This is a genomic window from Flavobacterium erciyesense (assembly GCF_018069925.1).
Lineage (GTDB): Bacteria > Bacteroidota > Bacteroidia > Flavobacteriales > Flavobacteriaceae > Flavobacterium > Flavobacterium erciyesense.
The window spans coordinates 135,564-159,791 of sequence record NZ_JAGPXB010000001.1 but is presented as its reverse complement, the minus strand read 5'-3'; the positions used below and the strand labels follow the sequence as shown (position 1 = coordinate 159,791).

Here is a 24,228-nt window from a genome sequence, read left to right as displayed (position 1 = left end):
TACTTATTCAAATCCATCAACGGTTATTTGTACGTTACCATCTAATTTTAAGTAAGCCAAAATTGCTTGATTGGTAAGTGCTACCTTTTTAAAGTCTATGTCTTGCATTTTTCCGTTGATAAAAACTCCCGGCATTGGTGAATAATTCATCAAATAGTTTTTGATGTTTTGTTGCGCTTCGTCTAAATTCGGCTTTATTGAATACCTACAACTCTGCTCGATTTTTTTCAAAATCAATCCTTGAGCAAGCCAGTTGGCAGTGCGTGTAAGTTTGTTTTTAGTGTCTAGCGCGTAATCTAAATTTTCAAAATAAATTTCTTTTTTCTGTTCATTATAAGCGGGGATTCCGGCTAAATATAATGTACCATTTACAGTGCCTTGTACTTCTAGAGCAATAATCATTTTGCCGTTTTTGTGCCAAATATCTACCTTGTTTACTTTTACTTTTTTGTTACCAGATCCAAATTCTTGACCATTAAAATTTTTAGTCATTAATCGTGATGCTTCTTGGTATCCTGAAATGGCAACAATGTTAGCTGATAGTTGTTGAGGAATTTTCGGGACAGTTTTTAGTGCGATTCTGTTGGCATTGAATTTAGAATCGGGCTTTTTGCCAATTATTGTCTCCATATTGCATTTTAAACCCATATCTAGTAAAATGGTACCGTTTTTTAGTTTTGCGGTTGTTGTATATAATTCCAGTGGTGCAATTTGTAGCCAACTTTCATAAGTTTCACTCAACTGAAAAGGTTGGCAAATTTTCTCTAGGGCAGCTAAAACATTTGGTTTAAAATCAAGTGATTTAGCAATTGCATCATCAATTTTCTTTTCGATTTTTGATTTAAAAAGTTGAACTGTTGGGTTGATTAAATAGGTAACTGGCACGTTTTTACCTAAAATAACCATGCTCGGACTTTCGGTCCAATCTAATGATTTTAATGCAGTTTTGGTGTTTAGTTTCCAGTTTACTAGTTGGACATCACTTTCTAATGTTACGATTCCATTCAGGTTAAATTCACGCGTATCATAAAGTTCAATCCCCATTTTTTTAGTTCCAAGTCGGTACTTGATGTTTGCTTTTAGTGGTAAAATGGTTTTTATTTTTCCAAGTGCATCTGTAATTTGAATTGGAGCTTGTTTCCACACTTTCATTTCAATATCGTCATCATCGATTACATTGTCTTCATAGATCAGTCCATTTAAGCTTGAATTAGTTTGCTTTTCGATATCTCTCAGTTGTACCGAAATAGGTAAATTGATGTACGAAATTTGGCTTTCGTATTGCAATGGAGCCGCATCATCAGGTTCTGGTTTGAGTGTGTTTATTTTTGAAGTACTCGAGCAGGACGCAACAAAAAGAGCTGCTATTATAACGAAAAATGAGCTTGGAAATGTTTTCATAAATGGGAGTTATTGTAGCAAAATTAAGCAATCTATTCTTTTTTTAATTTTTTTTGTAACAAATGCTTACTTGCCAAGTCTAATTGAAGAATTACAGTTGTAGTGTTGCATATTGTTAAGCATTGATTTCGCACAAGAACTAAAATGTTAAATTTTTTTTGCAGTTGTCCTGCAATTTCATTCGAATTATATGAAAAATAAAAGTTGTATCGGTTTCATTTGTATGGCGTTACTCAGTTTGTCAGCTCATGCGCAAACTAAGAAATGGACCTTACAAGAATGTGTTAATTATGCCATTCAAAATAACATTTCTATCAAACAATCGGAGTTAGATGCTAAAACTGCTTTGATTGATAAGCGAGGTGCCATTGGCAGTTTTTTACCATCAATTAATGCAAGTACTTCGCACTCCTGGAATATTGGTTTGAACCAAGATATTACAACTGGTTTGCTTCAAAATCAGACCACACAATTTACTTCTGCGGGGGTGAATGTCGGAATTGATATTTACAAAGGTTTACAAAATCAAAACCGATTACGTAGATCCAATTTATCTCTTGTAGCTGCAAAGTATCAATTGGTCAAAATGCAAGAGGATATTGCTTTAAACGTAGCCAATGCTTTTTTACAAGTGCTTTTTAACAAAGAAAATTTGAAAGTGCAAAAAGAACAATTAGATATTAATGAAAAACAATTCTCTCGTTCAGAAGCTTTGGTAAAAGCTGGTTCGATACCAAGAGGTGATTTGTTAGATATTAAAGCTACTGTTGCTACTAACAATCAAAACATCATTGCAGCTGAAAATGCATTATTGATTTCTAAATTGAGTTTGTCTCAATTATTACAACTTAAGGAATTTGAAAGTTTTGATATTGTTGATGATACAGATGTAAAGGATGAAAATAATATCATGATGCAAAGTCCCAATGCAATTTACAGTAAAGCTCTTGAAGGTAGAACAGAATTAAAAATTGCAAAAACCAATTTAGAACTTGCGGAAAAGGACGTTGTTATTGCAAAAGGAGCCTACCAGCCAACTATTCAAGGTTTTTATAGCTTTAATTCTAGGGTTGCATATAGTGATAGAGTTGTAGGCGTGGTACCTAATTCATCAAATCCTACTTCGCAAATTGGTTTTGTTGAAGGAACAAATCAAAATGTTTTAGCTCCTAATTTTACAAGAGTTTTAGGAAAACCTGCTCCATTTTTTGATCAGTTTAGTGACAATAAAGGTCATTCTTTTGGAGTGCAATTGTCAATTCCAATCTTGAATGGATTATCTGTTAAAAATAATGTTGATCGTTCAAAAATTAATGTTGAGCGATCTAAGATTGCTGTTGAGCAACAAGATTTAGATTTGCAACGTAATGTTTATACCGCTTTCGCAGATGCAAAAGGAGCTTTAAAATCATACGAGTCTGCCATTACGGCTTTAGAGGCTAGACAAAATGCGGTTGATTTTGCCAAAGAGCGTTTCAATGTGGGTTTAATGAACTCTTTTGATTTTAATCAAGCTCAAACATTACTAGCCAATGCGCAATCAGAAGTATTGAGAACTAAATACGATTATATATTTAAAATTAAAATTTTAGAATTCTACTTTGGAATTCCTCTTATCAAAAACTAATTATTATGTCAAAGAAAACAGTTTATATTTTAATAGGTGGAGCAGTAGTTGTTATTGCTAGTTTGGTTATACTTTCTAAAACAGGTGTAATCGGTAAGAAAGATGTAGGGACCGAAGTGGAGATTGCACAAGTAAATCCGTTAACAATCACTGAAACCGTTTCGGCAACAGGTAAAATTCAGCCTGAAATTGAGGTAAAAATTTCTTCTGAAGTATCTGGAGAGATTATTGCACTTAATGTAAAAGAAGGTCAAGTTGTAAAAAAAGGAGATTTATTGGTTAAAATTAATCCTGATTTATATACTTCCGGATACAATAGGTCTGTTTCTAACTTATCAGGAACAAAAGCGAATTTGAACCAAGCTGATGCTTCTTACAAAGAGGCAAAAGCCAATTATGATCGTAATAAAACTTTATTCGACAAAGGAATTATTTCTAAATCAGATTGGGATAAAGCTATAGCTTCTTTCGAAGTGGCAAAAGCAAGCAAACAAAATGCGTATTACAATGTTCAAAGTGCCTCAGCAACTGTAAATGAAGCCAAAGACAATTTAGGTCGTACGACTATCTACGCGCCAGCAGATGGAACAATTTCGATGTTAAATGTTGAGCTAGGTGAGCGTGTATTAGGTACGCAGCAAATGACGGGTACTGAAATATTACGAGTAGCAAACTTGAATAATATGGAGGTTGAAGTTGATGTAAATGAAAATGATATTGTAAAAATAAAAGTAGGAGATGAGGCTAATGTTGAAGTTGATGCTTATTTGAAAAAACAGTTCAAAGGAATTGTAACTAGTATTTCTAATTCGGCAAGTTCAGCACTTACAGCAGATCAGGTTACTAATTTTAAAGTAAAAGTGCGTATCTTAAAAGAGTCTTACGAAGATTTATTAGAAGGTAAGCCTGATACCTATTCCCCTTTTAGACCAGGAATGACCGCTACAGTTGACATTATCACAGAGCGTAAAGCGAACGTACTTTCAGTGCCAATTAGCGCAGTAGTTGTAAAGTCAGATACAACAGCAGTAAAGGATATCGTGGTAGCTGACGTTGACGAGGAGCAAAATGAAAAAGCTCCTAAAAGTGATAAGAAGCTAGAATGCGTATTTGTAAAAGTAGGGGATAAGGCTAAAATTAGAATTGTTAAAACCGGAATTCAAGACGATACCAACATCGAAGTTATATCAGGTTTGAAAAAAGGTGACGTTGTAATTACGGGGCCTTACGCAACTGTTACCAAAGAATTAAATTCAGGTGACAAAGTTGCATTGATGACAGACAAAGAGAAAAAAGGCGATAGCAAAAAATAAAGCAGTTGTTTTAAACTAGCATTTTGAAATCACAATCATAAAATCTAATTTTGTGATTGTGATTTTTAATTTAATAAACACCCAACTTTGAGCTACATTCTAAATATTGAGACCGCTACTAAAAATTGTTCTGTTTCTCTTTCAAATAATGGGCAGACCATTGCATGCAGAGAGATCGCTGAAGAAGGATATTCACATGCTGAACGGTTACACGTTTTTATAGAGGAATTGATAGTTGAAGCTGGTATTCGTTTTAAAGATTTAGTGGCAGTGGCAGTAAGTCAAGGTCCGGGTTCTTATACCGGTTTACGAATTGGAGTTTCGGCAGCAAAAGGATTGTGTTTTTCTTTAAATATTCCCTTAATTGCGGTAGATACCTTGCAGATATTAGCCTCGCAAGTATCGCAAACTGATGGCTACATAATTCCTATGCTAGACGCGCGCAGAATGGAAGTGTACAGTGCGGTTTATAACACTAACAAACAATTAACGAGGGCTATAAAGGCCGAAATAATTGAGGAAACTTCTTTTGAAGAATTACAAGGAACCGTTTATTTCGTGGGCGATTGTGCGGAGAAATGCAAGACGGTTTTGACTAAAAGTAATTTCGTTTTTATAGACGAAGTAAAGTTTCCCTCTGCCAAAGACATGAGTGCCTTTAGTTTTGAAAAATTTCAAAAACACGATACCGTAGATGTAGCCTATTTTGAGCCTTACTATTTGAAAGATTTTATGGTTACTACGCCAAAAATTAAATAATTGATTAGCTTTACCTGGTTTAGTTTTGCAGCGAAGCCTCTTTAACATAAGGTTGAATTACAATACCTGCAGTGTCGAACTTTTCTTTACATTCTTGTAAAACTTCTGCAGTCATATCGCCAAAATCTTCATTTAATGCCCAAGGACGAACTGCCAATTGGATAGAGTTGTCTGTTAGGTTTTTGACGCTTACATTGGGAGCAGGATTTTTCAATACTTTTGAATTGTTTTGAAGTACTTTCTCGATAATTTCAATCGCAGTTTTAATATTCGTTTCGTACGAAATGGCAATTGTCAAATCGGCACGGCGTGTTTTTTCAATTGAATAGTTTATAATATTTCCGTTTGAAAGAGAACCGTTGGGTACAAAAATAGTTTGATTATTTGCCGTAATTAACTTAGTGACAAAAATCTGAATGTCGGTCACTGTACCGGTTACGCCCTGTGCCTCAATGGTATCATTTACTCGAAACGGCTTGAATAAAATAATAAGCATTCCGCCCGCAAAATTGGATAAACTTCCTTGTAATGAAAGACCAACAGCCAGACCCATGGCTCCTAGAATTGCCACAAATGAAGAAGTTTCAATACCTAATTTGGATATAAAAGAAACAAAAAGAATAACGCGCAAAACCCAAATTAAAATATCTGATAAAAATCGAGTCAGCGTAGGATCGAGTTCGCGACTTACCATGATTTTATTGATAAAGCGGTTGATCAATCGAATCAAATACAAACCCACAAAAAGGATGATAAACGCCGAAATCAATTTGGGAGAATAATCTACCAAGACGGTTATGAAATTTTCTAAATACGAACTAAGTTTATTGGTATCTACTATCATTATTAAGCTAAAAAAAACCTTCTCAATGTTGAGAAGGTAGGTTGTTTGCAAAAATACAAATTAATTTAGAGTATCAAAACAAGTCTTTCTTTGTGTAGCTGCACCGATTTCAGCATGGTTTGATTTTTTTTAACCAATTTACAGTTCTTCGGCTTTATCTTTTAGCGTTTCGGCTGTATCAATAATCTTGTTTTCCGCAGTATTGATTTTGTCCTCTGCTGCTTCTGCATTTTCTGCTACTGTTTCTTTAAGCTGTTCTGCAGTTTCGGTTGCTTTGTCTTCAATTGTTTCTAAAGTATCTGAAGTCGCTTCTACTGCTTTTTCTTTAACTTCTTCTAAAGTGGCAGTTGCTTCATCTGCTTTGTCACTGAATTTTTCTTTGATAGTGTCAATTCCATCGCTGATTTTTTCCTTTGCTACATCAGCGAATTCCTCTGCTTTTTCTACATAAGGTGCTGCTGATTCTTTTACTTTGTCTATAGTATCACCAACAACTTCTTCGGCTTTTTCTAGATATGGTTCAGCAGTTTCTTTTACATTTTCTATTGTTTCTGAAACAAAAGTTTCAGCTTTCTCCACATAAGGTGCGGCACTTTCTTTTACATTGGCGGCCGTTTCGGTAACAAAAGTTTCGGCTTTATCCAAGTAGGGCTCTGCAGCTGCGCTTACTTCTTCTAGTTTTGATTCTGCTTGCTCTACCAACTCAGTAGCACTCTCTTTGGCACTGCCAAATAAATTTTTAAAAAAGCTTGATAATCCCACGGTTTAAGTTTTTGATTAATAGCACAATAGTACACTTTTTTTTGGCAAATACGAAACTTCCTTGATTAATATATTGTTGGCAGAGTAATGATAACGTTATAAGGCTTAGTTGGGGGAAATGATGTTGGACTTTTTAAAATTGAAGTATGGAAGCTTTCTTTAGAAAACTTCCATACTTCAATTTTAAAACAAGTGAATTATTATGCGTTAATCGCTTCTACTTGAATAGCGTTATCGTTTAACATGCTTTTCAACATGTTTTCAATTCCACTTTTAAGGGTAAAAGTTGATGAAGGACAGCCGCTGCAAGCGCCTTGCAATATTACTTTTACTACTTTGTCACTTTCGTTATACGAGTCAAATGCAATATTTCCTCCATCGGCCTGAACGGCTGGTTTCACATATTCTTCGAGAATATTGATTATTTGTTGCGAAGTAGCATCCAAATGATCAAATTCTTGTTCTTTGATACTCTCGTTTGCAACTACAGCTGCCACATAATTTTCATCTAAAACTTGACCACCATTTTCAATAAATTGTTTTATGAATGATCTAAGTTCTAATGTGATTTCTTGCCAATCGTTAATATCATATTTGGTTACCGAAATATAATTTTCATCTATAAAAATTTCTTTTACATAAGGAAATTTAAACAATTCTTTTGCTAGAGGAGAAGAGGCTGTTTGATCGATATTTTTAAACTCAACTGCAGTTTTGGTAAGCATTTTGCTTACTACAAATTTCAAAGCAGCTGGATTTGGAGTTGATTCTCCATATACGTTTACTGGTTGTTTTTTGATACGATTTTCATCTTCAATGATGATTTTACCGCCATCGGCCACAAATTTCTCAATTTGCTCCGCAACAGCGTCTTGTACATCAGTCCATTCAACAATACTGAAACGTTCAATAGCAACAAAATTACCTGATATGTAAACTGTTTTCACAAATGGTAAATAAAACAATTGTTGTGCTAGTGGCGATGATTTTGCCTCATCGATGTTTTTGAATTCAAAATTTTCATTTTGTGTAATAAAATCTTGAAATTCAAATTTTAATATTGTTGGGTTTTGTGTTTCTTTTATGCTAACTTTGTTCATGAGTGTTCAATTTTATGCAAATTTACTAAAGTTATTTTCTACGAATACTTACTTTTGGTTTTTTAATGAATAAATTAACTTTAGTTTAAATCAGATAGATATAATGAATAGCTGTTGATAGCTAAAATTAGATCATCTTAAAGCAACAGTGATGCGCAAACAATTAATACCGTTTTTATTTCTACTATTTTTTACTCAAATATCTTTTTCGCAAGAAGGAATCCCTGTTTACTCTGATTATTTGTCTGATAACTATTATCTAATTCATCCTTCAATGGCAGGTGCCGCTAATTGTGCTAAAGTGAGACTTACAGGGCGCAAGCAATGGTTTGGTCAGCAGAATGCGCCGGAGTTACAAACTTTAAGTTTTAATGGTCGTGTAGGTGAGAAAGCAGGGGCTGGAGTTATCTTATTTAACGATGTTAATGGCTATCATTCGCAAAAAGGAGTAAAGTTTACTTATGCTTATCATTTGATGTTTTCTCGTGATGAAATCGATTTAAATCAATTGTCATTTGGAATGAGTGCTGGGTTTATACAAAGCCAATTAGATGAAACTTCTTTTTTACTCTCGGGCGATTTTGACCCAAACATTAATGGTACCATTGTTCAAAAAGATGCTTATTTTAATTTTGATATTGGTGCTTCGTACAATTATTTAGATTTTTATGCACATGCTACGGTAAAAAATGCAGTAGAAACTAGGCGATCAATTTACACCGAGTATGAAAGTGACAATTTGCGAAAGTACCTCTTAAGCGCAGGATATGTTTTTGGAGATAAAAATAAAATTTTATGGGAGCCGTCTTTGTTATTTCAAATGGTCGAAAAAACCCAAGAAAAATCCATAGATATTAATTTAAAGGCTTACAAAAATATGGATTTCGGCCGTTTGTGGGGTGGTTTGTCCTACAGACGCAGTTTTGATGGAGCAGAGTTCTTGAATAATGGTAGTGTTGCTTCTCAAAAATTACAGTACATAACGCCTATTGTTGGTGTTAATTTTGATTCGGTAATGGTGGCCTATACTTACTCTCAGTTGTCAGGTGCTGTGAAATTCGATAATGGAGGATATCACCAAATAACTTTAGGAATTGATTTATTTTGTAAGCCAGTCAAATACGAATGCAATTGCCCTGCGATTAACTAAATTATATGAAAGTTATAAAAGCTGTTAATGGTAAGTTTCCTGTAATTCCTGAGGACTGTTATGTTGCCGAAAACGCAACAATTGTTGGTGATGTTCGTTTTGGATCACAATGTAGTGTTTGGTTTAATACGGTGTTGCGTGGCGATGTCAATTCAATTCAAATAGGGAATAAAGTTAATATTCAAGATGGTGCCGTAGTGCATTGTACCTATCAAAAACATCCAACTGTGATTGGTAACAACGTTTCAATTGGTCATAATGCCATTGTACACGGTTGTGTTATTCACGATAATGTCCTTATTGGTATGGGTTCCATTGTAATGGACAACTGCGTGGTAGAAAGTAATGCGATAGTTGCTGCAGGTGCTGTGGTGACTCAAAATACAGTGGTCGCTTCGGGAACTATTTGGGCAGGTGTTCCAGCCAAAAAAGTAAAAGATATTGATCAGTCTGATTTTGCAGGCGAAATTGAACGAATATCTAATAATTACGTTTTGTATTCCAGCTGGTTTAAATCGGAAGAATAATTTAGAAATCTTTTGCACTAACCTTAAACCGTGCGCCTATAATTTCCTGTAAAACTCTTGGATTGGTATTGGTATAAAATATTGGCTCAGGTTTGTGTAGGGCAGATAATCCCACTTTTTCTTGAAGCACGAACTGAGTCTGACGCGCTACAGCTTGACCAGAATCAATAATTTGTATGTGCGCTGGTAAAATCTTTTTTATTTGCGGAATTAAGTACGGGTAATGACTGCAACCCAATACAAGATAATCTATGTTAGCAGCAATCATCGGGGTGAGATACGATAATAAAAGTGCTGTCATCTCCGGCGAATTCATAGCGCCATTTTCAATCAAAGGGACTAATCCGTGGCCCACCTGTTCGATAATTTTAGTGTTTTGGTATTTCGCTACCGTACTGTGAAATAATTCGCTATTTAGGGTGCCTTGCGTTGCTAGTATTCCTATGATTTGTGTTTTAGAGTGCGTTACGGCTGGTTTAATAGCTGGCTCAATCCCTATAAAAGGAACGGTGTATCGCTGGCGTAATTCTTGGATAGCATTTGTAGTTGCGGTATTGCAGGCGACAACAATCAGTTTGGCATTAAGATCTAAAAGATACTCGGTGTTTTTTATACTTAAAGCAATAATTTCCTCCTTCGTTTTTTGTCCGTAGGGCGCATTTTTACTATCTGCAAGGTAGATAGTTTGTTCGTTGGGTAATAACTCATGTACGGCAGACCATATAGAAGTTCCACCTACTCCTGAATCAAATATTCCGATCGGTTGATTGTTGCTATTCATAAAAGCAAAGTTACTCTTTGTAGTAACATTTGCAATATTGATATAAAAAAAAACTGCTCTTATCTCATAGAGAAAGAGCAGTTTTTATTCATATTATTAGATTATTAAAAACCTAAATCTTTTTTAACGTCAGCAGTCAAGTTTGGTCCGTCTGCAAGTAAAAGTGAAGATCCGTCTAGGATGTATTGGAAACCTTTAGCTTTTCCTACCTTTTGAATAGAAGCTCTCACTTTTTCCATTAATGGCTTCATGATGTCTGATTCTTTTTGCTGCAATTCTTTTTGTGCATTGTCTCTGTATGCTACAATTCTAGATTGCATTTCTTGAACTTCTTTAGAACGCTCACCATTTACAGCTTCAGTAACAGTAGCAGCTTCAGCTTCGTATTTTTTTAATTTACCTTGGTATTCATCTACCATTTTTTTGTAATCAGCGTCGTATGTAGTCGTCAATTTTTCTAATTGTTTTTGACCATCCAAAACTGCAGGCATTTTTGTCATGATCTCACTAACATCAACGTGAGCTGTTTTTGCTTGCGCATTAATTGTCTGGTTTGCTCCCATCATTAAAACTGCAGCAATTAATAGAGTTTTGATTTGTTTCATCGTTTTTAAAATATTAAGTAAGTAATTAATTATTGGTTGATTTTTCTTTTAATTGTTCTTCTTTTGCTTTTTTCGCTGCTTCGCGATCTTCTAGTACTTTCTTTCTTTTTGCTTCAAAAGCTTGCTTGCGATCTTCGATTACCTTTTTTCTTTCTTCGATCAATTTGGCGCGATCTGTTGCAGCTTTTTGTTTTGCCTCTTCGGCTGCTTGCTTCGCACTATCGACTTTAAAATTCGTGTCAGTTGCTGTTGTACTTGCCTCTTTTGCTACATTTGCAGAAACCGTGCCATTTTTTTTGGCAGCTCTTGCTTCTAGCATTTGCTTGCGTTTGTCATCGAACTCTTTTTTCTTTTGTTCTTGTAAGGCCTTGCGATCTTCAATAAGTTTGTCTCTCGCTGCTTTCTTCTCTTCTAGTGCTTTTTGTCTCTCCGCTAATACCGGATTCTCGTCAATTGCGTCTTCTTTACTTTCTCGAGCCTCGGCTTCTTTTTGTTGCTTTTTTGTGAGTTGCTCTCTTTTTTCTGATCGTGTTAAAGAACGTAAAACTTGGTCACTAATGTCAAATCTCTTCGCTGAGAAAAGCATGGTCAAATCAGATGTTTTGTCAAATATAAAGTCATACTTCAAGCGTTCTGCAATGTCTTGTACTGCTGTAAAAACTTGATCTTGTATTGGCTTAGCCAAAACTAATTTTTGATTAATTAAATCTCCATTTGCTCCAAAGCGCTGTTGCTGGTAGTCAGAGTTTTCTTTTTCTAAAAATCGAATTTCAGTTTCTCTTTCTTCAATTAATTCCTTTGTTAATAAAGCTTTTTCAGCTTTCAAAGCCTCTTTTAATTTGTTGATTTCATTGGTTTTTGAATCAATTTCTGATTTCCATTTTTGAGCTTTTATTTCCAATTGGTTTTTTGCTTCGGTGTAGTCAGGTACATTTTGCAAAATATACTCCATATCAATATAACCAATCTTTGTACCTCTTGTTTGTGCAGAGGCTGTTTGCGCTAGTACAAAGGCTAAAAAAAGTAACAAAAATTGTTTTTTCATATCAATATGTTATTAAATGATGGGTGTTATCAGTTCTAAAACTGTTGTCCAATGATAAAGTGCGTTTCCCATCCGTTTGCTTTTGCTTGTCCTGGTAATGCATCAAATCCGTGTCCGAAATCAATACCTAATAAACCAAAGGCAGGCATGAACACGCGTAGACCAATGCCTGCTGAACGGTTTAACGCAAATGGATTATAGGTTTTAAAATCACTAAATGCTGCTCCACCTTCTAAAAACGCTAAAGCATAAATAGATGCAGAAGATTTCAATGTAATAGGATAACGTAACTCTAAAGAGAATTTGTTGTACACCGTTCCTCCAATTTGTTCTCCTCTCTCATTAGTAGGAGTAAGGGAGTTGTTAGGATAACCTCTTAATTGAATGTTTTCACGACCGTCCATTGCAAAGTTAGCTAAACCATCACCTCCTAAATAGTATCTTTCAAAAGGTACAGCTCCTCGTGCTTGGTCATAAGCACCTAAGAAACCAAACTCAGACAATACACGTAAAACGATTTTACCATACAGTTTAGTATAGGTATCTGCTTTGAATTTTACTTTATAATATTCTAACCAATTGAATCGTTTTTGATCTACTTTACTTTGGTCAGCTGCAGCCAAACGGAAGTCTTTTTCTTCTACTTTGTTCCCATTTGCATCTACATAATCCCCAATTGCCACAATATTTCCATTAGCATCGGGAACATTTTGTCTATCAGTTGTATTTCTTAATTTGTATTCCTTTTGATCACCTAGTGTAGCATAATCCACTCCATTAAACAAAGAGTATGGTGGTGTAACTTTTGCCGAAATGCTAAATTCTGAACCATAGGTTGGAAATATCGGGTTAAATCCTTTACTATTTCTAGTTAAAGCTACTGTGTATGCTAAATTACGAGATGTTCCGTTACCAAAGGTAAAAAGACCTGTGTTGTAATTATTTAATGAGTAGTGTTGGTAACTCACAGATTGTGATAATACAAAGAAATCATCTGGAACTGTAAGCCTTTTTGCTAATCCTACAGATAAAGTAAGAATGTCAAAACTTCTGGTTCTATCAGCTCTTTGAGTGATAAAGTTATTCAAAAATTGTTTACTGTAAGACAATGAAGTACTGAAAGAAACAGGTTTTTTACCTCCAAACCATGGCTCCGAAAATGATAAACTGTAGGTTTGGAAAAAGGTACTTGCTTGCAAACGCAGCGATACTTTTTGTCCGTCTCCCATAGGTAATGGTTTGTAGGCTTCCTTATTAAACATATTTCTCGCTGAGAAGTTGTTGAATGATAGTCCTAGTGTTCCAATAAATCCGCCGCCACCGTAACCACCTTGTAGTTCGATTTGGCTAGATCCTTTTTCAACTAAGTTGTATTCAATGTCTACTGTTCCTGCGCCAGAATCTACATTTTTAAATTTAGGATCAATCGCTTCTGGATCAAAGAAACCCAATTGTCCGATCTCACGAATGGTACGAACCAATTCTTCCTTACTATATTTTTCTCCAGGTTTGGTTTTTAATTCGCGGTAAATTACGCGGTCATTTGTTTTATCGTTACCTACAGCTGTAATTTTATTGAAATAAGCAATCGGTCCTTCGGTAATTCTAATTTCAAAATCGATAGTGTCATTTGCCGTTTTTACCTCCACAGCATTTACATTAGAGAATAAATAACCACTGTTTTGGTATAGGTTGGTAATGTCTTCTCCGTCTGGTTTTGTTTTGTCAGCAATTCGTTTTTCAAGTAATACACCGTTATAGGTATCACCTTTTTTGATTCCAATTAGTCTTGATAAACCTTGATCTGTATAAATTGTATTACCCAGAAATTTAATATCTCCAAAATAGTATTTGTTTCCTTCTTCTAATTTGATTTTGATATCTAAAGCATTTTTTTGTTCGTTGTAAACAACAGAATCAGATACAATTCTGGCATCACGAAAACCTCTTTCTTTGTAAGAAGCAATTACTTTCTCAAGATCGGTTTTGTATTTGTCTTTAATGAATTTTGAAGCTTTTAAAAATCGAATCGGATTTTTTTGCTTCGTATCTTTCATGGCTTTACGAAGTTTTTTATCAGAGATTTTGTTGTTGCCTACAAAATCAATAGAGCTGATTTTAATTTTTGCACCTTTATCGATACGAACTAGCATGTTTACTTGGTTTGTCGTGCTAGTATCTTTTGTGGTGTTGATGGTTACTTTTGTATTGAAAAAACCATCTTTACGGTATTTGTTTTCGATGTAATTTTTAGTAGTAGTAATTAAATTTTCGTTTACTACTTTTCCTTTATTCAAAGAGTTGTCTTTGATAAGGCCTTCTATCTTACTTTTTTTAACACCAACAATTTTAACTTGGTTTAATTTAGGCAGTTCAACAATATTTAAGTCTAAATAGATACTGTCGTTTTGTACTTTATTTACGTAAAAAGAGATTTCGTCAAATAATCCTAGTTTGCCTAATTTTTTAATTGCTGCACTAATTTGCTCGCCCGGAATTGTTATTTCCTGACCTTTTTGCAAACCGGTAAATGTTACTACCGTTTGGCTATTAAAACTTATGTCACCTACTACAGCTACATCTGCTAAAATGTATTTTTTTCCTTGATCAAACGGAACACGATCTTGTGCTTGAGATTGAAAAAAACTGATAAAAAATAAAACGCTAAGTACGGTTTTGATGCTCTTATTTAACACTAAAAAATTATTTAATTTGTTCACTTGTTTTTCCAAATCTACGTTCTCTTTTTTGATAACTAATGATAGCCTCATATAAATCCTGTTCTTTAAAGTCTGGCCACAATATATCAGTAAAATACAACTCTGAGTAGGCTATTTGCCACAGCAAGAAATTACTTATTCTATGTTCTCCACTTGTTCGTATTAATAAATCTACGTCGGGTAAATTTTGCGTGTAAAGATGCTCATTAATAATTGAATCGTCAATACTGTCTATTGAAATTATATTATTTTTAACTTTACTACAAATCTTCTTCATTGCAGATACGAGCTCTTCTCTGGAACCATAACTAAGGGCCAAAGTTAAGGTCATTTGGGTGTTGTTTTTTGTTTTTTCCATAACATCCAACAACTCTTTTTGCGCAGATTTTGGTAGCATTTCTAAATTACCAATGGCATTGAGTTTGATGTTATTTTTTTGTAGGGTAGTCAATTCTTTCTTTAATGAATTGATTAAAACTTTCATCAATGTTTCTACCTCAAGTTTGGGTCTGTTCCAGTTTTCTGTCGAAAATGCATATAACGTTAAAAATGGAATGCCCAATTTTGCAGTTGCTTCAATAATCACTTTAACAGATTTTGTTCCGCTCTGGTGTCCTAGAGCTCGTAAAAGCCCTTGCTGTTTTGCCCAACGTCCATTGCCGTCCATAATGATGGCAAGATGTTGTGGTAATCTTTCTTTATTGATCGTTTCTACTAAATTCATTTTTTATTCTGCACAATAACAGGGTGACTTACCAAAGGTGTAGGTAAGTGTTAGTCCTGAAAAAACGTACCAATCATTATTATTTATATTCCCAAATTTTTCATTAAAACTTCCGTCCATGTTATCGCTCTGGCTGTATCTTGCTCCTGCCTCTATCGCCAAGATAAATTGGGGCATTACGGTAGCTTTAAGTCCAACAATCATCGGAATCGCAATTGATTTTTTTCGTCGGCTTCTTCCCGTTATTTTTACATCCGCAAAGTCATTTGTCAAGGTAAAACTATCAAAAAAGTAACTTAAACCTGATGCAACATAAGGAGTAAGTTTTGGCTGTCCTTCATGCAAATTAAAGTCGAAAAAATTAAATTCAAGACCTAAAGACAATTCTTTTACATCATTTTCTAAGTTGAAGCCGCGTTCATACCTACTTACTTCCTTTGAGTCAAAGTCTCTAGAGGTAATTTGCGACTGTACATATGAAATTCGATACGAGTGTCTCGGACTTTTATTCCACTTATACAAAATTCCAATTGCAGGTTCATTGGGATTGATGTAAGTCGTTGGTCCAATGTCTCCTATGTAATTACTCCCGCCAAGAAAAACGCCAATCTCATGAATTTGAGCTTGTAGGTTTGTCAAGGAAAACAGACTTAGAAAAATAATAAAAATCTTCTTCATTAAATCAAAAATTGCGTGCAAATATAATAATAATCACTTCGATACAATGCCCAATCTGTTAAATGTGCGTTTTTTTAATAATTAGTACTTTAAGCGCTTTTAAATAAAGGGATTGTTTTGTTAAAACGTCAAAGATTGAGAAAATTGTATCTGCGCAGGTTATTTCGACTTAATTGCGTTTGTCTTGTCCCCAAAGTAATTTGTTTCTAAGGGTTTTTAGGAATGTTTCGCCGGGAATTTCGACCATGTTTATGTAGAAAGGTGTTTTCTTTAAAGTCAGTATAGATTCGTTTTTTATTGAGGTAACTCTCGAATCTAATGAAACTAAATAGTTCTCCTCGCGACCAGATACTTTTAGTTTTATTTCTGTTTCGTCTGGAACTACTAGTGGTCTTGCGGTTAAATTGTGTGGTGCAATTGGCGTAATAACAAGGCTTTTTACATCAGGTGTTAAAATTGGTCCGCCACAACTTAAGGAATAGCCTGTGGAGCCAGTAGGTGTAGATATAATTAAACCGTCGGCCCAATACGAATTTAAGAATTCACCGTTTAAATACGTATCTATGGTAATCATAGAGGTAGTGTCTTTGCGGCTTACCGTAATTTCGTTCATGGCAAAATTCATTTCTTCGATTGCTTCATTGCTTGGTGTGCAGTGCAAACTTAGTAAAGCGCGTTTAGAGAGCGTATATTTTTTATCAATTACAAATTGCATGAAAGAGGCAATATTTTCTTTTTGAACCGTAGCCAAAAAGCCGAGTCTTCCTGCATTTATACCTAAAATTGGGATTCCAGAGTCGCGAACCAAAGTAGCGGCTCTTAATATGGTACCATCGCCACCAATACTAATTAGCATATCAAAACTACTATCTAATTCGTGGTGATTTGAAAAAGTTTTGTACCCGGCAGCTACTAATTTCTTTTCATCAAGTATTTGCATAAACTTTTCTTCAATAATCAACTCGACATTATTCTTGTTGAAAAAATCAAAAATGTCGTTTATGATAGGTTCTGTGCTGTTTTGATAATATTGACCGTAGATTGCTACTTTCATGATTTTAGATGTCGGGTTTAAAGCTGCGCTTGTTGTTTTTAAGGTACTCCTTAAATATTTAAATACTTATCTAAATAATCAGAGCGTTCCTTTAAGTTGTTAATGTAATTGTCTTCTTGGTGGTCTGATAAAATCTCGTAATTGTATCGTCTAAAGGTTTGAATGATTTCGTTCATGGCGCCCAAAGAAATTTTTAAAGTAACCACAACACTATCTACTGCCGATTCCGAAACGAATAAGCCAAGCAGTTTACCATTATTACTTTCTACAATTTGAGTGATCTGGCTCATCGAGTATTCTAAAATTGGTTTTTGAACCACAATAATTCCACCCGGTTCCTTCAAAAATGGGGTTTCGTGAAAAAATCGCATGACATCTTCCATTTCGTAATATCCAACATAGCTATTACTTTGGTCTAAAACCGGTACCAAATTACTATGGTTTTTGGCAAAAACTTCTAAAACATCCAGCCAAATAGTCGTGGTTCGAACAAAAAAGCCTTCAAGAGTAAAGCGGTAATCAATGATTTTTTTATCACTGTCAAAGGTCTCGCTATCCTCGGCAGCAATACAGCCCAAGTACACGCCATCTTCTACCACCGGAAAGTGAGAGAACGATATATCACTAAAAAAGTCCTGAACCTCCGCAATAGTTTCTTGGCTGTCAAGGGCTTTATAGTCGTTGTTGATAAATTGGAGTAGTTCTGTCATAAGTTTGCGAGCAATATTTCATGCAAAATAATCAAAAAATAGCAAAATCTCCTAAGTTTTACTTTGTATTTTTGCTTTCAATTAAACACTAGTAAATCAAACTAAACCTGTATTCATGACAAAGTTAAGTGTAAACATCAATAAAATAGCAACTTTACGAAATGCTCGCGGCGGCAATGTGCCTGATTTGTTAAAAGTCGCTACCGATATTCAGCGATTTGGAGGTCAAGGAATCACCATTCACCCAAGGCCTGACGAACGACACATAAGGTATCAAGATGCGCGCGATTTAAAACCGATTGTTTATACCGAGTTTAATATCGAGGGTAACCCGCAGCATAATTTTATCGATTTGGTTTTAGAGTGTCAGCCTACACAAGTTACTTTAGTGCCTGATGCCATTGGAGCTATCACTTCTTCGGCTGGCTGGGATACGGTTAAAAACCAAGCTTACTTGACCGAGATGATTCAGGAATTTCAACGCCACAACATTCGAACTTCTATTTTTGTAGATCCACGACTCGACATGATCGAAGGCGCCAAAAAAACAGGTACTGATCGCATCGAACTCTACACCGAAGCTTTTGCACACCAATACAGCTTGGGCAATAGGTCAGCCATCGAACCTTATATCGCTGCGGCGGAATTGGCCAATGAATTGCAGTTGGGTATCAATGCCGGACATGATTTAAGTCTGGATAACATTCAATTTTTCAAACAAAATATCTCGGGACTTTTAGAGGTTTCCATCGGTCACGCCTTGATTTCTGAGTCTTTGTATCTAGGTCTCGAGAATGTCGTTAATATGTATCTACAAAAATTAAAATAAAATAATTGGGGCGTGACCCTGCTTCCACTAGCGTTGCAGCAGGGTCGGGCTATCCGCTACAAGTCCTCACAAAACTACATTGCATTCCGTTTTGTTCCGGGCTTTCTGCTACTATCCCTCACGCGAGCCCAACAAAATTAAGACGATTATGGTATCAACACCTATTTTGCATAGCGTTATTTTAAATCCTACCGCAAGTCCAGTACTTCTTATTCTACACGGATTTTTAGGCATGTCAGACAATTGGAAAACCCTAGGAGCCCAATTTGCTGAGCAGTATCAAGTACATTTACTCGATTTACGCAATCACGGCCGTAGTTTACACACAACTGAATTTAGTTATGATTTGATGGCACAAGATGTAGTGGCTTATTGCCAAGCGCACAATATACAAAACGCTACTATTTTAGGACATTCCATGGGAGGAAAAGTAGCTATGCTACTCGCTTGTTCGCAGCCTGATTTGGTTAATAAATTAATTGTTGCTGATATCGGACCTAAATTTTACCCACAACACCACCAAGATATTTTGGCAGGACTCAATGCGGTCGATTTTTCAACGCAGCCGAGTCGTGCAGCTGTAGAGGCTATTCTAGAAACGTATATTCCTGATTTCGGGACGCGCCAATTTTTAATGAAAAGTTTGTACTGGCAGCAACCTGGGCAGCTCGCCTTTCGATTTAATTTGGCTGCTTTCAATGCCAATCTCGAAGCGGTTGGTGTGCCATTATCTGAGTCTGCTCGCTTTGAAAAACCTACATTGTTCATTCGCGGCGGCAATTCAAAATACATTTTAGATAGTGATATCGAAAACATTCAAGAACATTTTCCGCAGTCCATAATCGAAACGATTCCTAATGCCGGTCATTGGTTGCATGCTGAAAACCCTGCTATGTTTTACCAACTCGTTATTTATTTTTTATCGTAATCAAATATCAATTAACCCAACCTCTTAAAAACAAACAAAATGAATTTACTTATAAAAATTATCGTTACTGCACTTCTTGTTTTAGTTTTAGCTCACTTTATGCCAGGTGTTCGTATTGCCGGTTTTACAACGGCGCTTATTGTTGCTGTGGTGTTAGGATTGTTAAACATCTTTATCAAACCTATCATTGTGTTCTTTACACTTCCGGTTACCGTATTTACTTTAGGTTTGTTTCTTTTGGTAATTAATGCCTTAATGGTATTGCTTTGTACAAAAATTGTTGGCGGTTTTGAGGTTGATGGTTTTATTACAGCCTTTATATTTAGTGTTGTTTTATCGGTTTTGCAATCAGTTATGAACCTTATACTGGGTGTTAAAAAATAATTCAAGGCCATAATCAAAAGCTTCTATTTGCTAATAAGGCGTTAGTATACCTATAATTTGAATCTCGATGCGTGGCTGTTAACGACAGTTCAGGCATCGAGATTTTTTTTAACTGCATTTTTAACAGCTATTTAGCAGTTAATTGCTTGTTTGCATTTGTCTTTTTAATACTTTTGTACTGTTGAATTTGTAGCATGACGAAAAGAATTTACATTTTACTCTTCCTAGTTTTTGGCTTCTTGATGATGCCGAGCGAAGCTATGGCTTGTAGTCAAAAAGTAGAAATGTCTTGTTGCAAAACGAAATCAGCAACATCGTCAACTGACAAAAAGTGCTGTAAAAAACAATCCTCTTCTTCAAAAGATTCTTCTAAAAAGTGCAATGGTGCTTGTAAAGATTTATCTTGTGGTAGTTCAAGTTTGGTTCTAGGCTTAACTAACACTGTTGATGTTGATTTTAAAACGCTTCTATTTGGTTTTTCAACAAAATCAACTCCTAATTATTACACTAAAGTGTTTATTTCAAATGATTTTAGTGCTATTTGGCTTCCGCCTAAAATAAGCTAAATTCTTTTGGCAACAGCCAAAAGTGTATTTTCTTCGTATATTCCTAAAAGGAATCAATTATTTTCAAAAAAGAATTAATGGATTTATAACTGTTTGGCTGTCGCCTTATTTTGTTATTTCCTTATTCTAAATTTTCAATTATTTAAAATCAAAACAATGAAATCAATTCAAAGAATATTGATGGCAATAACTTTATTGTTATCTGTAGTAGGTGCTAGTGCGCAAATTAAAAATTCAGTTACTGAGAAGGTAAAAATCAACGGAAATTGCGGTATGTGTAAAAGCAATATCGAAAAAGCGGGTTCTGTTAAAAAGATAGCAACCGTAGTGTGGGACAAAGACACAAAAATGGCAACCCTTACTTATGACAGTAAAGTAACATCTCAAGATGAAATTTTAAAACGAGTAGCGGCTGCTGGTTATGATAGCGCCCGTTTTAAAGCTGTAGATGAAGTGTACAATAATTTGCATGGTTGTTGCCAGTACGATCGTGAAACAAGTTTAGATACTGCGCCAGCCGTAAAAAAGGAGTCTGAAAACTAAATAGCAACTGCATAACTACAAAAGTTAAGTTGTGGTAAGCTTGTTGAAACTATTCAATAATCTGAAAAATTAAAATAAATAATTATGAAAAAAATAGTGATGATGTTGTTTGTAATACTAGGTATGACAACAACGAATGCGCAATTAAAAATAGGAGATGCAATGCCAAGTTTTCAACTTTTGAACCAAAAGGGAGTAAATGTATCGGGTGCATCTTTTAAAGGAAAGGTAATTTTGGTTGATTTTTGGGCATCATGGTGTGCACCATGTAGAATTGCTAACAAAAAATTAGGGCCTTTTTACACTGCTAATAAATCAAAAAATTTTGAGATGATCGGAATTTCGATTGATACCAAAAAAGACAAGTGGTTAGCCGCAATCGCAAAAGACAAGTTGTCAAACGTACAATTAATTGATCCGAATGGTTTTGAGGCAAAGGTTGCGGCGCTTTTTGGCGTAGAGCAATTACCAAGTGCTTATTTGTTTGATAAAAACGGAAAATTAGTGGCAATTAACCCGAGCTTAGATCAAATTTCAGATCAATTAAAAAAATAAAAACATGAAAAATAGTAAAATAAAAATCGTTTTAACCGCTGTCCTATTTGTTTTGGTCGTGGTTCAAGGAAACGCGCAAATTTCAAAAGCAGAGATTGTAGCAACAGGACTAACCTGCTCAATGTGTTCGAATGCCATCAACAAGCAATTGAAATCAATGCCAGAAGTAGAAAGTGTGTCAACTGATTTGAATACCAATACATTTACGGTACAGTTAAAAGCAAATAATACTTTAACGCCAAAAGCGTTGAAAAACAGTATTGAGAAAACAGGTTTTTTTATTGGTTCGTTAGTGTTAACTATTGATCTGGGAGTTGTAAATGGACAAGAAAATGAAAAAGTACAAAATCAATCAGGGACTTATGTTTTTGCGGAAAAAGCCAAAAAATCAAGTGGGCCTATGCAAGTGCAGTTGCTGAGCGAAGGTTTTGTAACTAAAAAAGAACTCAAAAAGTCAGCTAAAATGCTTGCCAAATATGCTGATGTTTTGGGTCAAGATAATACGTATTTGGTAAAATCAATTTAAATGAAGTATTCTATTTTATTGGTGCTAGCCTTTTTCACGATACAAATCAATGCGCAAGAATTATTTGTAATGACAGAGCCGGCCAGCAACATGCCAACAGGAGCAATAGGTGTGCGTCAAGCCTCAATGCTAACTTGGAATAAGCAAGGAGAGACTAATTTCCATGCCATGCCTGAGGTCATGTGGGGAGTTAACAAAAACTGGATGGTTCACGCTACCGCTTTTTTAAATAATACTCAGGATCAATTCAAATTACAAGGTGGAAGCGTGTATGCTAAATACCGATTTTTTTCGAGTGATGATTTGCACAGCCATTTTCGTTTGGCGGCATACGGGAGATTGAGCACTAATAGCGCACCAATTTTTCAAGAAGAAATTGAAACTATGGGAATGAACTCGGGCTACGAAACTGGTTTGGTTGCAACGCAATTGGTAAACAAAACAGCAATTAGTGCGACAGTTAGTTATGAGCGCGCCTTGAATAATGGTGACTTTATTTTTCCTGCTTTACAATCTAACAGTGGTTTGAATTATTCGTTGTCAATAGGGCAATTGTTGCATCCCAGAAAATATACTAGTTTTGAGCAGACTAATATCAATGCAATGGTGGAGTTTTTGGGTCAGCGCCTAAATGAGAATGGTAAATCTTATCTGGATGTAGTACCGTCAATTCAATTTATTGTGAATAGTCAGGCTCGAATAGATTTGGCGTACCGTCATCAGCTTTATAGTGAGATGAGCCGAATGGCAACCAATAGTGTACTGTTAAAATTAGAGTATACTTTTTTTAACACCACTAAGTAATTAAGTAAAAACACGAAGTTTGAAAAAAATAAAAGCAAATGAAAAATACCATTATAGCATTCTTGCTAGGGGCAATTGTTACTGTTTCCTGCAATTCTAAAAACAATTCGGCAACAGAAAGCAAGGAAGTTGCAAAACAAACAACTGCGGAGTTATACGCGTGTCCGATGCATGCGAATGTAAAGGGCGAGAACGGTGCCGAGTGTCCGGAATGTGGCATGGAGCTTACGGAGAAAGTAGAAGTGACGGCTACCTCAGATAGCACCGTCATTACAAGGGACACGTTGGAAGATGAAGTTTCGTTGCGAAAAATTAAGACTCGCGGTGAAAAACAACAAGCTTTCCCAACGGATCAAATAGTGGCGGATTATTTTAAAGTGAAAAATGCATTAACAAAAGACGATTCTGGAAATGCAGCTGTATTAGCAAAAAGTATGAAGGCTAATTTAGACAAAGCAAAGTCGAGCTCTATTGATAAAAGAGCATCGGCTGAATACGCTAAGTTGGTAAAAGAAATGAGAGAAAACACTAGTAATGTGGTAGGTTCTTCAGGAGGCTTAAAGGAGCAGCGGGAGTATTTTGCAAAACTAAGCAAGAATATGTTCGATTTTATTAAAGCTTACGGGACTACGCAGGTTTTGTATCAAGATTATTGCCCAATGTACGAGAATGGTAAAAGCGGTTATTGGGTAAGTGAAACGAAAGATGTGGTCAATCCGTATTTTGGTGCAGAGATGTTGCATTGTGGTCGAAGAATTGGCGCTGTGCAGTAATAAATTAGTAATGCTACTACAGGAAGCTGGTTTAATCATAAAGCCAGCTTCTTGAATTAGCTAAAGAATATTTTTTTAGTTTCAAAAAATACATTAGCTAGCTTATTTACAGCGAATTGAATTTTTTGGATAAAAAAAATTAGATTTTTTTTTAAAATGGTGTTGCAACATTCAAAAAAAGTTCTAATTTTGCACCCGCAATACAAAACAAGGCCCGTTCGTCTATCGGTTAGGACGCATGGTTTTCATCCATGTAAGAGCGGTTCGATTCCGCTACGGGCTACAAAAAACGCAAGTATTAAAGAAAGATTATCTGTATTATTTTGCAACTGTACGCAATTAGTTAAAGCCTCAAGAAGTAATTCTTGAGGCTTTTTTTTATTGGTGTTAATTCAATTTTGTGGTGTTTTAGAAAATTTTGTGAATAATTTTTCTTGATTTTGGCAAAGTTATTTTTGAGAGTTGTGCCGCGTGAAGGATGGCAGTGGAGCTCTTTGGGGTTTTGTCCCGCAGGGCAAAA

The 24,228-nt window shown here is 35.3% G+C and carries 26 protein-coding genes and 1 tRNA gene; 15 read left to right on the top strand and 12 right to left on the bottom strand.

Annotated elements, in window-relative coordinates:
• Positions 1-3: 3 nt before the first annotated feature.
• The gene (locus tag KBJ98_RS00750; RefSeq protein ID WP_210787868.1) at positions 4-1,401 is read right to left on the bottom strand and encodes a DUF4403 family protein; all 1,398 of its coding nucleotides are present in this window, start codon (positions 1,399-1,401) and stop codon (positions 4-6) included.
• Between the two features lie 190 nt (positions 1,402-1,591).
• Between KBJ98_RS00750 and KBJ98_RS00745 the strand changes: the two genes are divergently transcribed.
• The 3 genes from KBJ98_RS00745 to tsaB all read left to right on the top strand — a co-directional run bounded on the left by KBJ98_RS00745 (position 1,592) and on the right by tsaB (position 5,100).
• Positions 1,592-3,028, top strand: coding sequence for a TolC family protein (locus tag KBJ98_RS00745; protein ID WP_210787867.1), 1,437 nt, complete (start codon positions 1,592-1,594; stop codon positions 3,026-3,028).
• 5 nt (positions 3,029-3,033) lie between these two features.
• Entirely contained in the window at positions 3,034-4,341 is a 1,308-nt protein-coding gene (locus KBJ98_RS00740; protein ID WP_210787866.1) for an efflux RND transporter periplasmic adaptor subunit, read from the top strand.
• Between the two features lie 87 nt (positions 4,342-4,428).
• A complete protein-coding gene (gene tsaB / locus KBJ98_RS00735; protein WP_210787865.1) occupies positions 4,429-5,100 on the top strand; it encodes a tRNA (adenosine(37)-N6)-threonylcarbamoyltransferase complex dimerization subunit type 1 TsaB in 672 nt (223 codons plus the stop codon).
• Positions 5,101-5,119: 19 nt separating this feature from the next.
• Here the strand turns inward: tsaB and KBJ98_RS00730 are convergent, their stop codons facing one another.
• From KBJ98_RS00730 to KBJ98_RS00720, 3 genes are all read right to left on the bottom strand, one after another.
• A complete protein-coding gene (locus KBJ98_RS00730; protein ID WP_210787864.1) occupies positions 5,120-5,944 on the bottom strand; it encodes a mechanosensitive ion channel family protein in 825 nt (274 codons plus the stop codon).
• Between the two features lie 138 nt (positions 5,945-6,082).
• Positions 6,083-6,706, bottom strand: coding sequence for an apolipoprotein A1/A4/E family protein (locus KBJ98_RS00725; protein WP_210787863.1), 624 nt, complete (start codon positions 6,704-6,706; stop codon positions 6,083-6,085).
• 200 nt (positions 6,707-6,906) lie between these two features.
• A complete protein-coding gene (locus KBJ98_RS00720; RefSeq protein WP_210787862.1) occupies positions 6,907-7,806 on the bottom strand; it encodes a NifU family protein in 900 nt (299 codons plus the stop codon).
• 151 nt (positions 7,807-7,957) lie between these two features.
• Between KBJ98_RS00720 and KBJ98_RS00715 the strand changes: the two genes are divergently transcribed.
• Positions 7,958-8,956, top strand: coding sequence for a PorP/SprF family type IX secretion system membrane protein (locus KBJ98_RS00715; RefSeq protein WP_210787861.1), 999 nt, complete (start codon positions 7,958-7,960; stop codon positions 8,954-8,956).
• 5 nt (positions 8,957-8,961) lie between these two features.
• Positions 8,962-9,483, top strand: a complete 522-nt coding sequence (locus KBJ98_RS00710) for a gamma carbonic anhydrase family protein (RefSeq protein WP_210787860.1) — start codon at positions 8,962-8,964, stop codon at positions 9,481-9,483.
• Position 9,484: 1 nt separating this feature from the next.
• Here KBJ98_RS00710 and murI read toward each other — a convergent pair whose 3' ends face one another.
• From murI to KBJ98_RS00670, 8 genes are all read right to left on the bottom strand, one after another.
• A complete protein-coding gene (murI, locus tag KBJ98_RS00705) occupies positions 9,485-10,264 on the bottom strand; it encodes a glutamate racemase (RefSeq protein ID WP_210787859.1) in 780 nt (259 codons plus the stop codon).
• 104 nt (positions 10,265-10,368) lie between these two features.
• Positions 10,369-10,869: an OmpH family outer membrane protein gene (locus tag KBJ98_RS00700; RefSeq protein ID WP_210787858.1), complete on the bottom strand. Its 501-nt coding sequence runs from the start codon at positions 10,867-10,869 to the stop codon at positions 10,369-10,371.
• A gap of 25 nt (positions 10,870-10,894) precedes the next feature.
• Positions 10,895-11,914 (bottom strand): OmpH family outer membrane protein, encoded by a 1,020-nt coding sequence (locus KBJ98_RS00695; protein ID WP_210787857.1) that lies wholly within the window; start codon positions 11,912-11,914, stop codon positions 10,895-10,897.
• A 35-nt stretch (positions 11,915-11,949) separates the two neighbouring features.
• Entirely contained in the window at positions 11,950-14,685 is a 2,736-nt protein-coding gene (locus tag KBJ98_RS00690) for a BamA/OMP85 family outer membrane protein (protein ID WP_210787856.1), read from the bottom strand.
• A complete protein-coding gene (locus KBJ98_RS00685; protein WP_166133143.1) occupies positions 14,618-15,358 on the bottom strand; it encodes an isoprenyl transferase in 741 nt (246 codons plus the stop codon). Before KBJ98_RS00685 ends, KBJ98_RS00690 begins: the two co-directional genes overlap by 68 nt.
• 3 nt (positions 15,359-15,361) lie before the next feature.
• Positions 15,362-16,036 carry a type IX secretion system protein PorG gene (gene porG / locus KBJ98_RS00680; RefSeq protein ID WP_210787855.1) on the bottom strand — a complete coding sequence of 225 codons (675 nt, stop codon included), beginning with the start codon at positions 16,034-16,036 and terminating at the stop codon, positions 15,362-15,364.
• A 169-nt stretch (positions 16,037-16,205) separates the two neighbouring features.
• Complete coding sequence (locus KBJ98_RS00675) at positions 16,206-17,090, bottom strand: NAD kinase (RefSeq protein WP_210787854.1); 885 nt, start codon at positions 17,088-17,090, stop codon at positions 16,206-16,208.
• Positions 17,091-17,140: 50 nt separating this feature from the next.
• On the bottom strand, positions 17,141-17,800 hold the full coding sequence (locus KBJ98_RS00670) for a CBS domain-containing protein (protein ID WP_210787853.1): 660 nt from the start codon (positions 17,798-17,800) through the stop codon (positions 17,141-17,143).
• 115 nt (positions 17,801-17,915) lie between these two features.
• On the opposite strand from KBJ98_RS00670, the gene KBJ98_RS00665 reads away from it, so the two are divergent.
• The 10 genes from KBJ98_RS00665 to KBJ98_RS00620 all read left to right on the top strand — a co-directional run bounded on the left by KBJ98_RS00665 (position 17,916) and on the right by KBJ98_RS00620 (position 23,991).
• On the top strand, positions 17,916-18,629 hold the full coding sequence (locus tag KBJ98_RS00665; protein ID WP_210787852.1) for a pyridoxine 5'-phosphate synthase: 714 nt from the start codon (positions 17,916-17,918) through the stop codon (positions 18,627-18,629).
• Positions 18,630-18,777: 148 nt separating this feature from the next.
• Complete coding sequence (locus tag KBJ98_RS00660; RefSeq protein WP_210787851.1) at positions 18,778-19,557, top strand: alpha/beta fold hydrolase; 780 nt, start codon at positions 18,778-18,780, stop codon at positions 19,555-19,557.
• Between the two features lie 39 nt (positions 19,558-19,596).
• On the top strand, positions 19,597-19,941 hold the full coding sequence (locus KBJ98_RS00655; RefSeq protein WP_210787850.1) for a phage holin family protein: 345 nt from the start codon (positions 19,597-19,599) through the stop codon (positions 19,939-19,941).
• A 194-nt stretch (positions 19,942-20,135) separates the two neighbouring features.
• A complete protein-coding gene (locus KBJ98_RS00650) occupies positions 20,136-20,507 on the top strand; it encodes a hypothetical protein (protein WP_210787849.1) in 372 nt (123 codons plus the stop codon).
• Positions 20,508-20,663: 156 nt separating this feature from the next.
• The gene (locus tag KBJ98_RS00645) at positions 20,664-21,050 is read left to right on the top strand and encodes a heavy-metal-associated domain-containing protein (RefSeq protein WP_210787848.1); all 387 of its coding nucleotides are present in this window, start codon (positions 20,664-20,666) and stop codon (positions 21,048-21,050) included.
• A gap of 84 nt (positions 21,051-21,134) precedes the next feature.
• On the top strand, positions 21,135-21,605 hold the full coding sequence (locus KBJ98_RS00640) for a TlpA family protein disulfide reductase (protein ID WP_210787847.1): 471 nt from the start codon (positions 21,135-21,137) through the stop codon (positions 21,603-21,605).
• 4 nt (positions 21,606-21,609) lie between these two features.
• Positions 21,610-22,131, top strand: coding sequence for a heavy-metal-associated domain-containing protein (locus tag KBJ98_RS00635; RefSeq protein ID WP_210787846.1), 522 nt, complete (start codon positions 21,610-21,612; stop codon positions 22,129-22,131).
• Entirely contained in the window at positions 22,132-22,935 is an 804-nt protein-coding gene (locus KBJ98_RS00630; protein ID WP_210787845.1) for a hypothetical protein, read from the top strand. It begins immediately after the preceding gene.
• Between the two features lie 38 nt (positions 22,936-22,973).
• Entirely contained in the window at positions 22,974-23,708 is a 735-nt protein-coding gene (locus tag KBJ98_RS00625) for a DUF3347 domain-containing protein (RefSeq protein WP_210787844.1), read from the top strand.
• 211 nt (positions 23,709-23,919) lie between these two features.
• Positions 23,920-23,991, top strand: a tRNA-Glu gene (locus tag KBJ98_RS00620).
• Positions 23,992-24,228 lie beyond the last annotated feature (237 nt).

Excerpts from the sequence above, each read along its gene's own strand:
- KBJ98_RS00750 (WP_210787868.1), bottom strand. The coding sequence starts at position 1,401 with ATGAAAACATTTCCAAGCTCATTTTTCGTTATAATAGCAGCTCTTTTT.
- KBJ98_RS00745 (WP_210787867.1), top strand. The coding sequence starts at position 1,592 with ATGAAAAATAAAAGTTGTATCGGTTTCATTTGTATGGCGTTACTCAGT.
- KBJ98_RS00740 (WP_210787866.1), top strand. The coding sequence starts at position 3,034 with ATGTCAAAGAAAACAGTTTATATTTTAATAGGTGGAGCAGTAGTTGTT.
- KBJ98_RS00730 (WP_210787864.1), bottom strand. The coding sequence starts at position 5,944 with ATGATAGTAGATACCAATAAACTTAGTTCGTATTTAGAAAATTTCATA.
- KBJ98_RS00720 (WP_210787862.1), bottom strand. The coding sequence starts at position 7,806 with ATGAACAAAGTTAGCATAAAAGAAACACAAAACCCAACAATATTAAAA.
- KBJ98_RS00715 (WP_210787861.1), top strand. The coding sequence starts at position 7,958 with ATGCGCAAACAATTAATACCGTTTTTATTTCTACTATTTTTTACTCAA.
- KBJ98_RS00710 (WP_210787860.1), top strand. The coding sequence starts at position 8,962 with ATGAAAGTTATAAAAGCTGTTAATGGTAAGTTTCCTGTAATTCCTGAG.
- murI (WP_210787859.1), bottom strand. The coding sequence starts at position 10,264 with ATGAATAGCAACAATCAACCGATCGGAATATTTGATTCAGGAGTAGGT.
- KBJ98_RS00700 (WP_210787858.1), bottom strand. The coding sequence starts at position 10,869 with ATGAAACAAATCAAAACTCTATTAATTGCTGCAGTTTTAATGATGGGA.
- KBJ98_RS00695 (WP_210787857.1), bottom strand. The coding sequence starts at position 11,914 with ATGAAAAAACAATTTTTGTTACTTTTTTTAGCCTTTGTACTAGCGCAA.
- KBJ98_RS00690 (WP_210787856.1), bottom strand. The coding sequence starts at position 14,685 with ATGAGGCTATCATTAGTTATCAAAAAAGAGAACGTAGATTTGGAAAAA.
- KBJ98_RS00685 (WP_166133143.1), bottom strand. The coding sequence starts at position 15,358 with ATGAATTTAGTAGAAACGATCAATAAAGAAAGATTACCACAACATCTT.
- porG (WP_210787855.1), bottom strand. The coding sequence starts at position 16,036 with ATGAAGAAGATTTTTATTATTTTTCTAAGTCTGTTTTCCTTGACAAAC.
- KBJ98_RS00675 (WP_210787854.1), bottom strand. The coding sequence starts at position 17,090 with ATGAAAGTAGCAATCTACGGTCAATATTATCAAAACAGCACAGAACCT.
- KBJ98_RS00670 (WP_210787853.1), bottom strand. The coding sequence starts at position 17,800 with ATGACAGAACTACTCCAATTTATCAACAACGACTATAAAGCCCTTGAC.
- KBJ98_RS00665 (WP_210787852.1), top strand. The coding sequence starts at position 17,916 with ATGACAAAGTTAAGTGTAAACATCAATAAAATAGCAACTTTACGAAAT.
- KBJ98_RS00660 (WP_210787851.1), top strand. The coding sequence starts at position 18,778 with ATGGTATCAACACCTATTTTGCATAGCGTTATTTTAAATCCTACCGCA.
- KBJ98_RS00655 (WP_210787850.1), top strand. The coding sequence starts at position 19,597 with ATGAATTTACTTATAAAAATTATCGTTACTGCACTTCTTGTTTTAGTT.
- KBJ98_RS00650 (WP_210787849.1), top strand. The coding sequence starts at position 20,136 with ATGACGAAAAGAATTTACATTTTACTCTTCCTAGTTTTTGGCTTCTTG.
- KBJ98_RS00645 (WP_210787848.1), top strand. The coding sequence starts at position 20,664 with ATGAAATCAATTCAAAGAATATTGATGGCAATAACTTTATTGTTATCT.
- KBJ98_RS00640 (WP_210787847.1), top strand. The coding sequence starts at position 21,135 with ATGAAAAAAATAGTGATGATGTTGTTTGTAATACTAGGTATGACAACA.
- KBJ98_RS00635 (WP_210787846.1), top strand. The coding sequence starts at position 21,610 with ATGAAAAATAGTAAAATAAAAATCGTTTTAACCGCTGTCCTATTTGTT.
- KBJ98_RS00630 (WP_210787845.1), top strand. The coding sequence starts at position 22,132 with ATGAAGTATTCTATTTTATTGGTGCTAGCCTTTTTCACGATACAAATC.
- KBJ98_RS00625 (WP_210787844.1), top strand. The coding sequence starts at position 22,974 with ATGAAAAATACCATTATAGCATTCTTGCTAGGGGCAATTGTTACTGTT.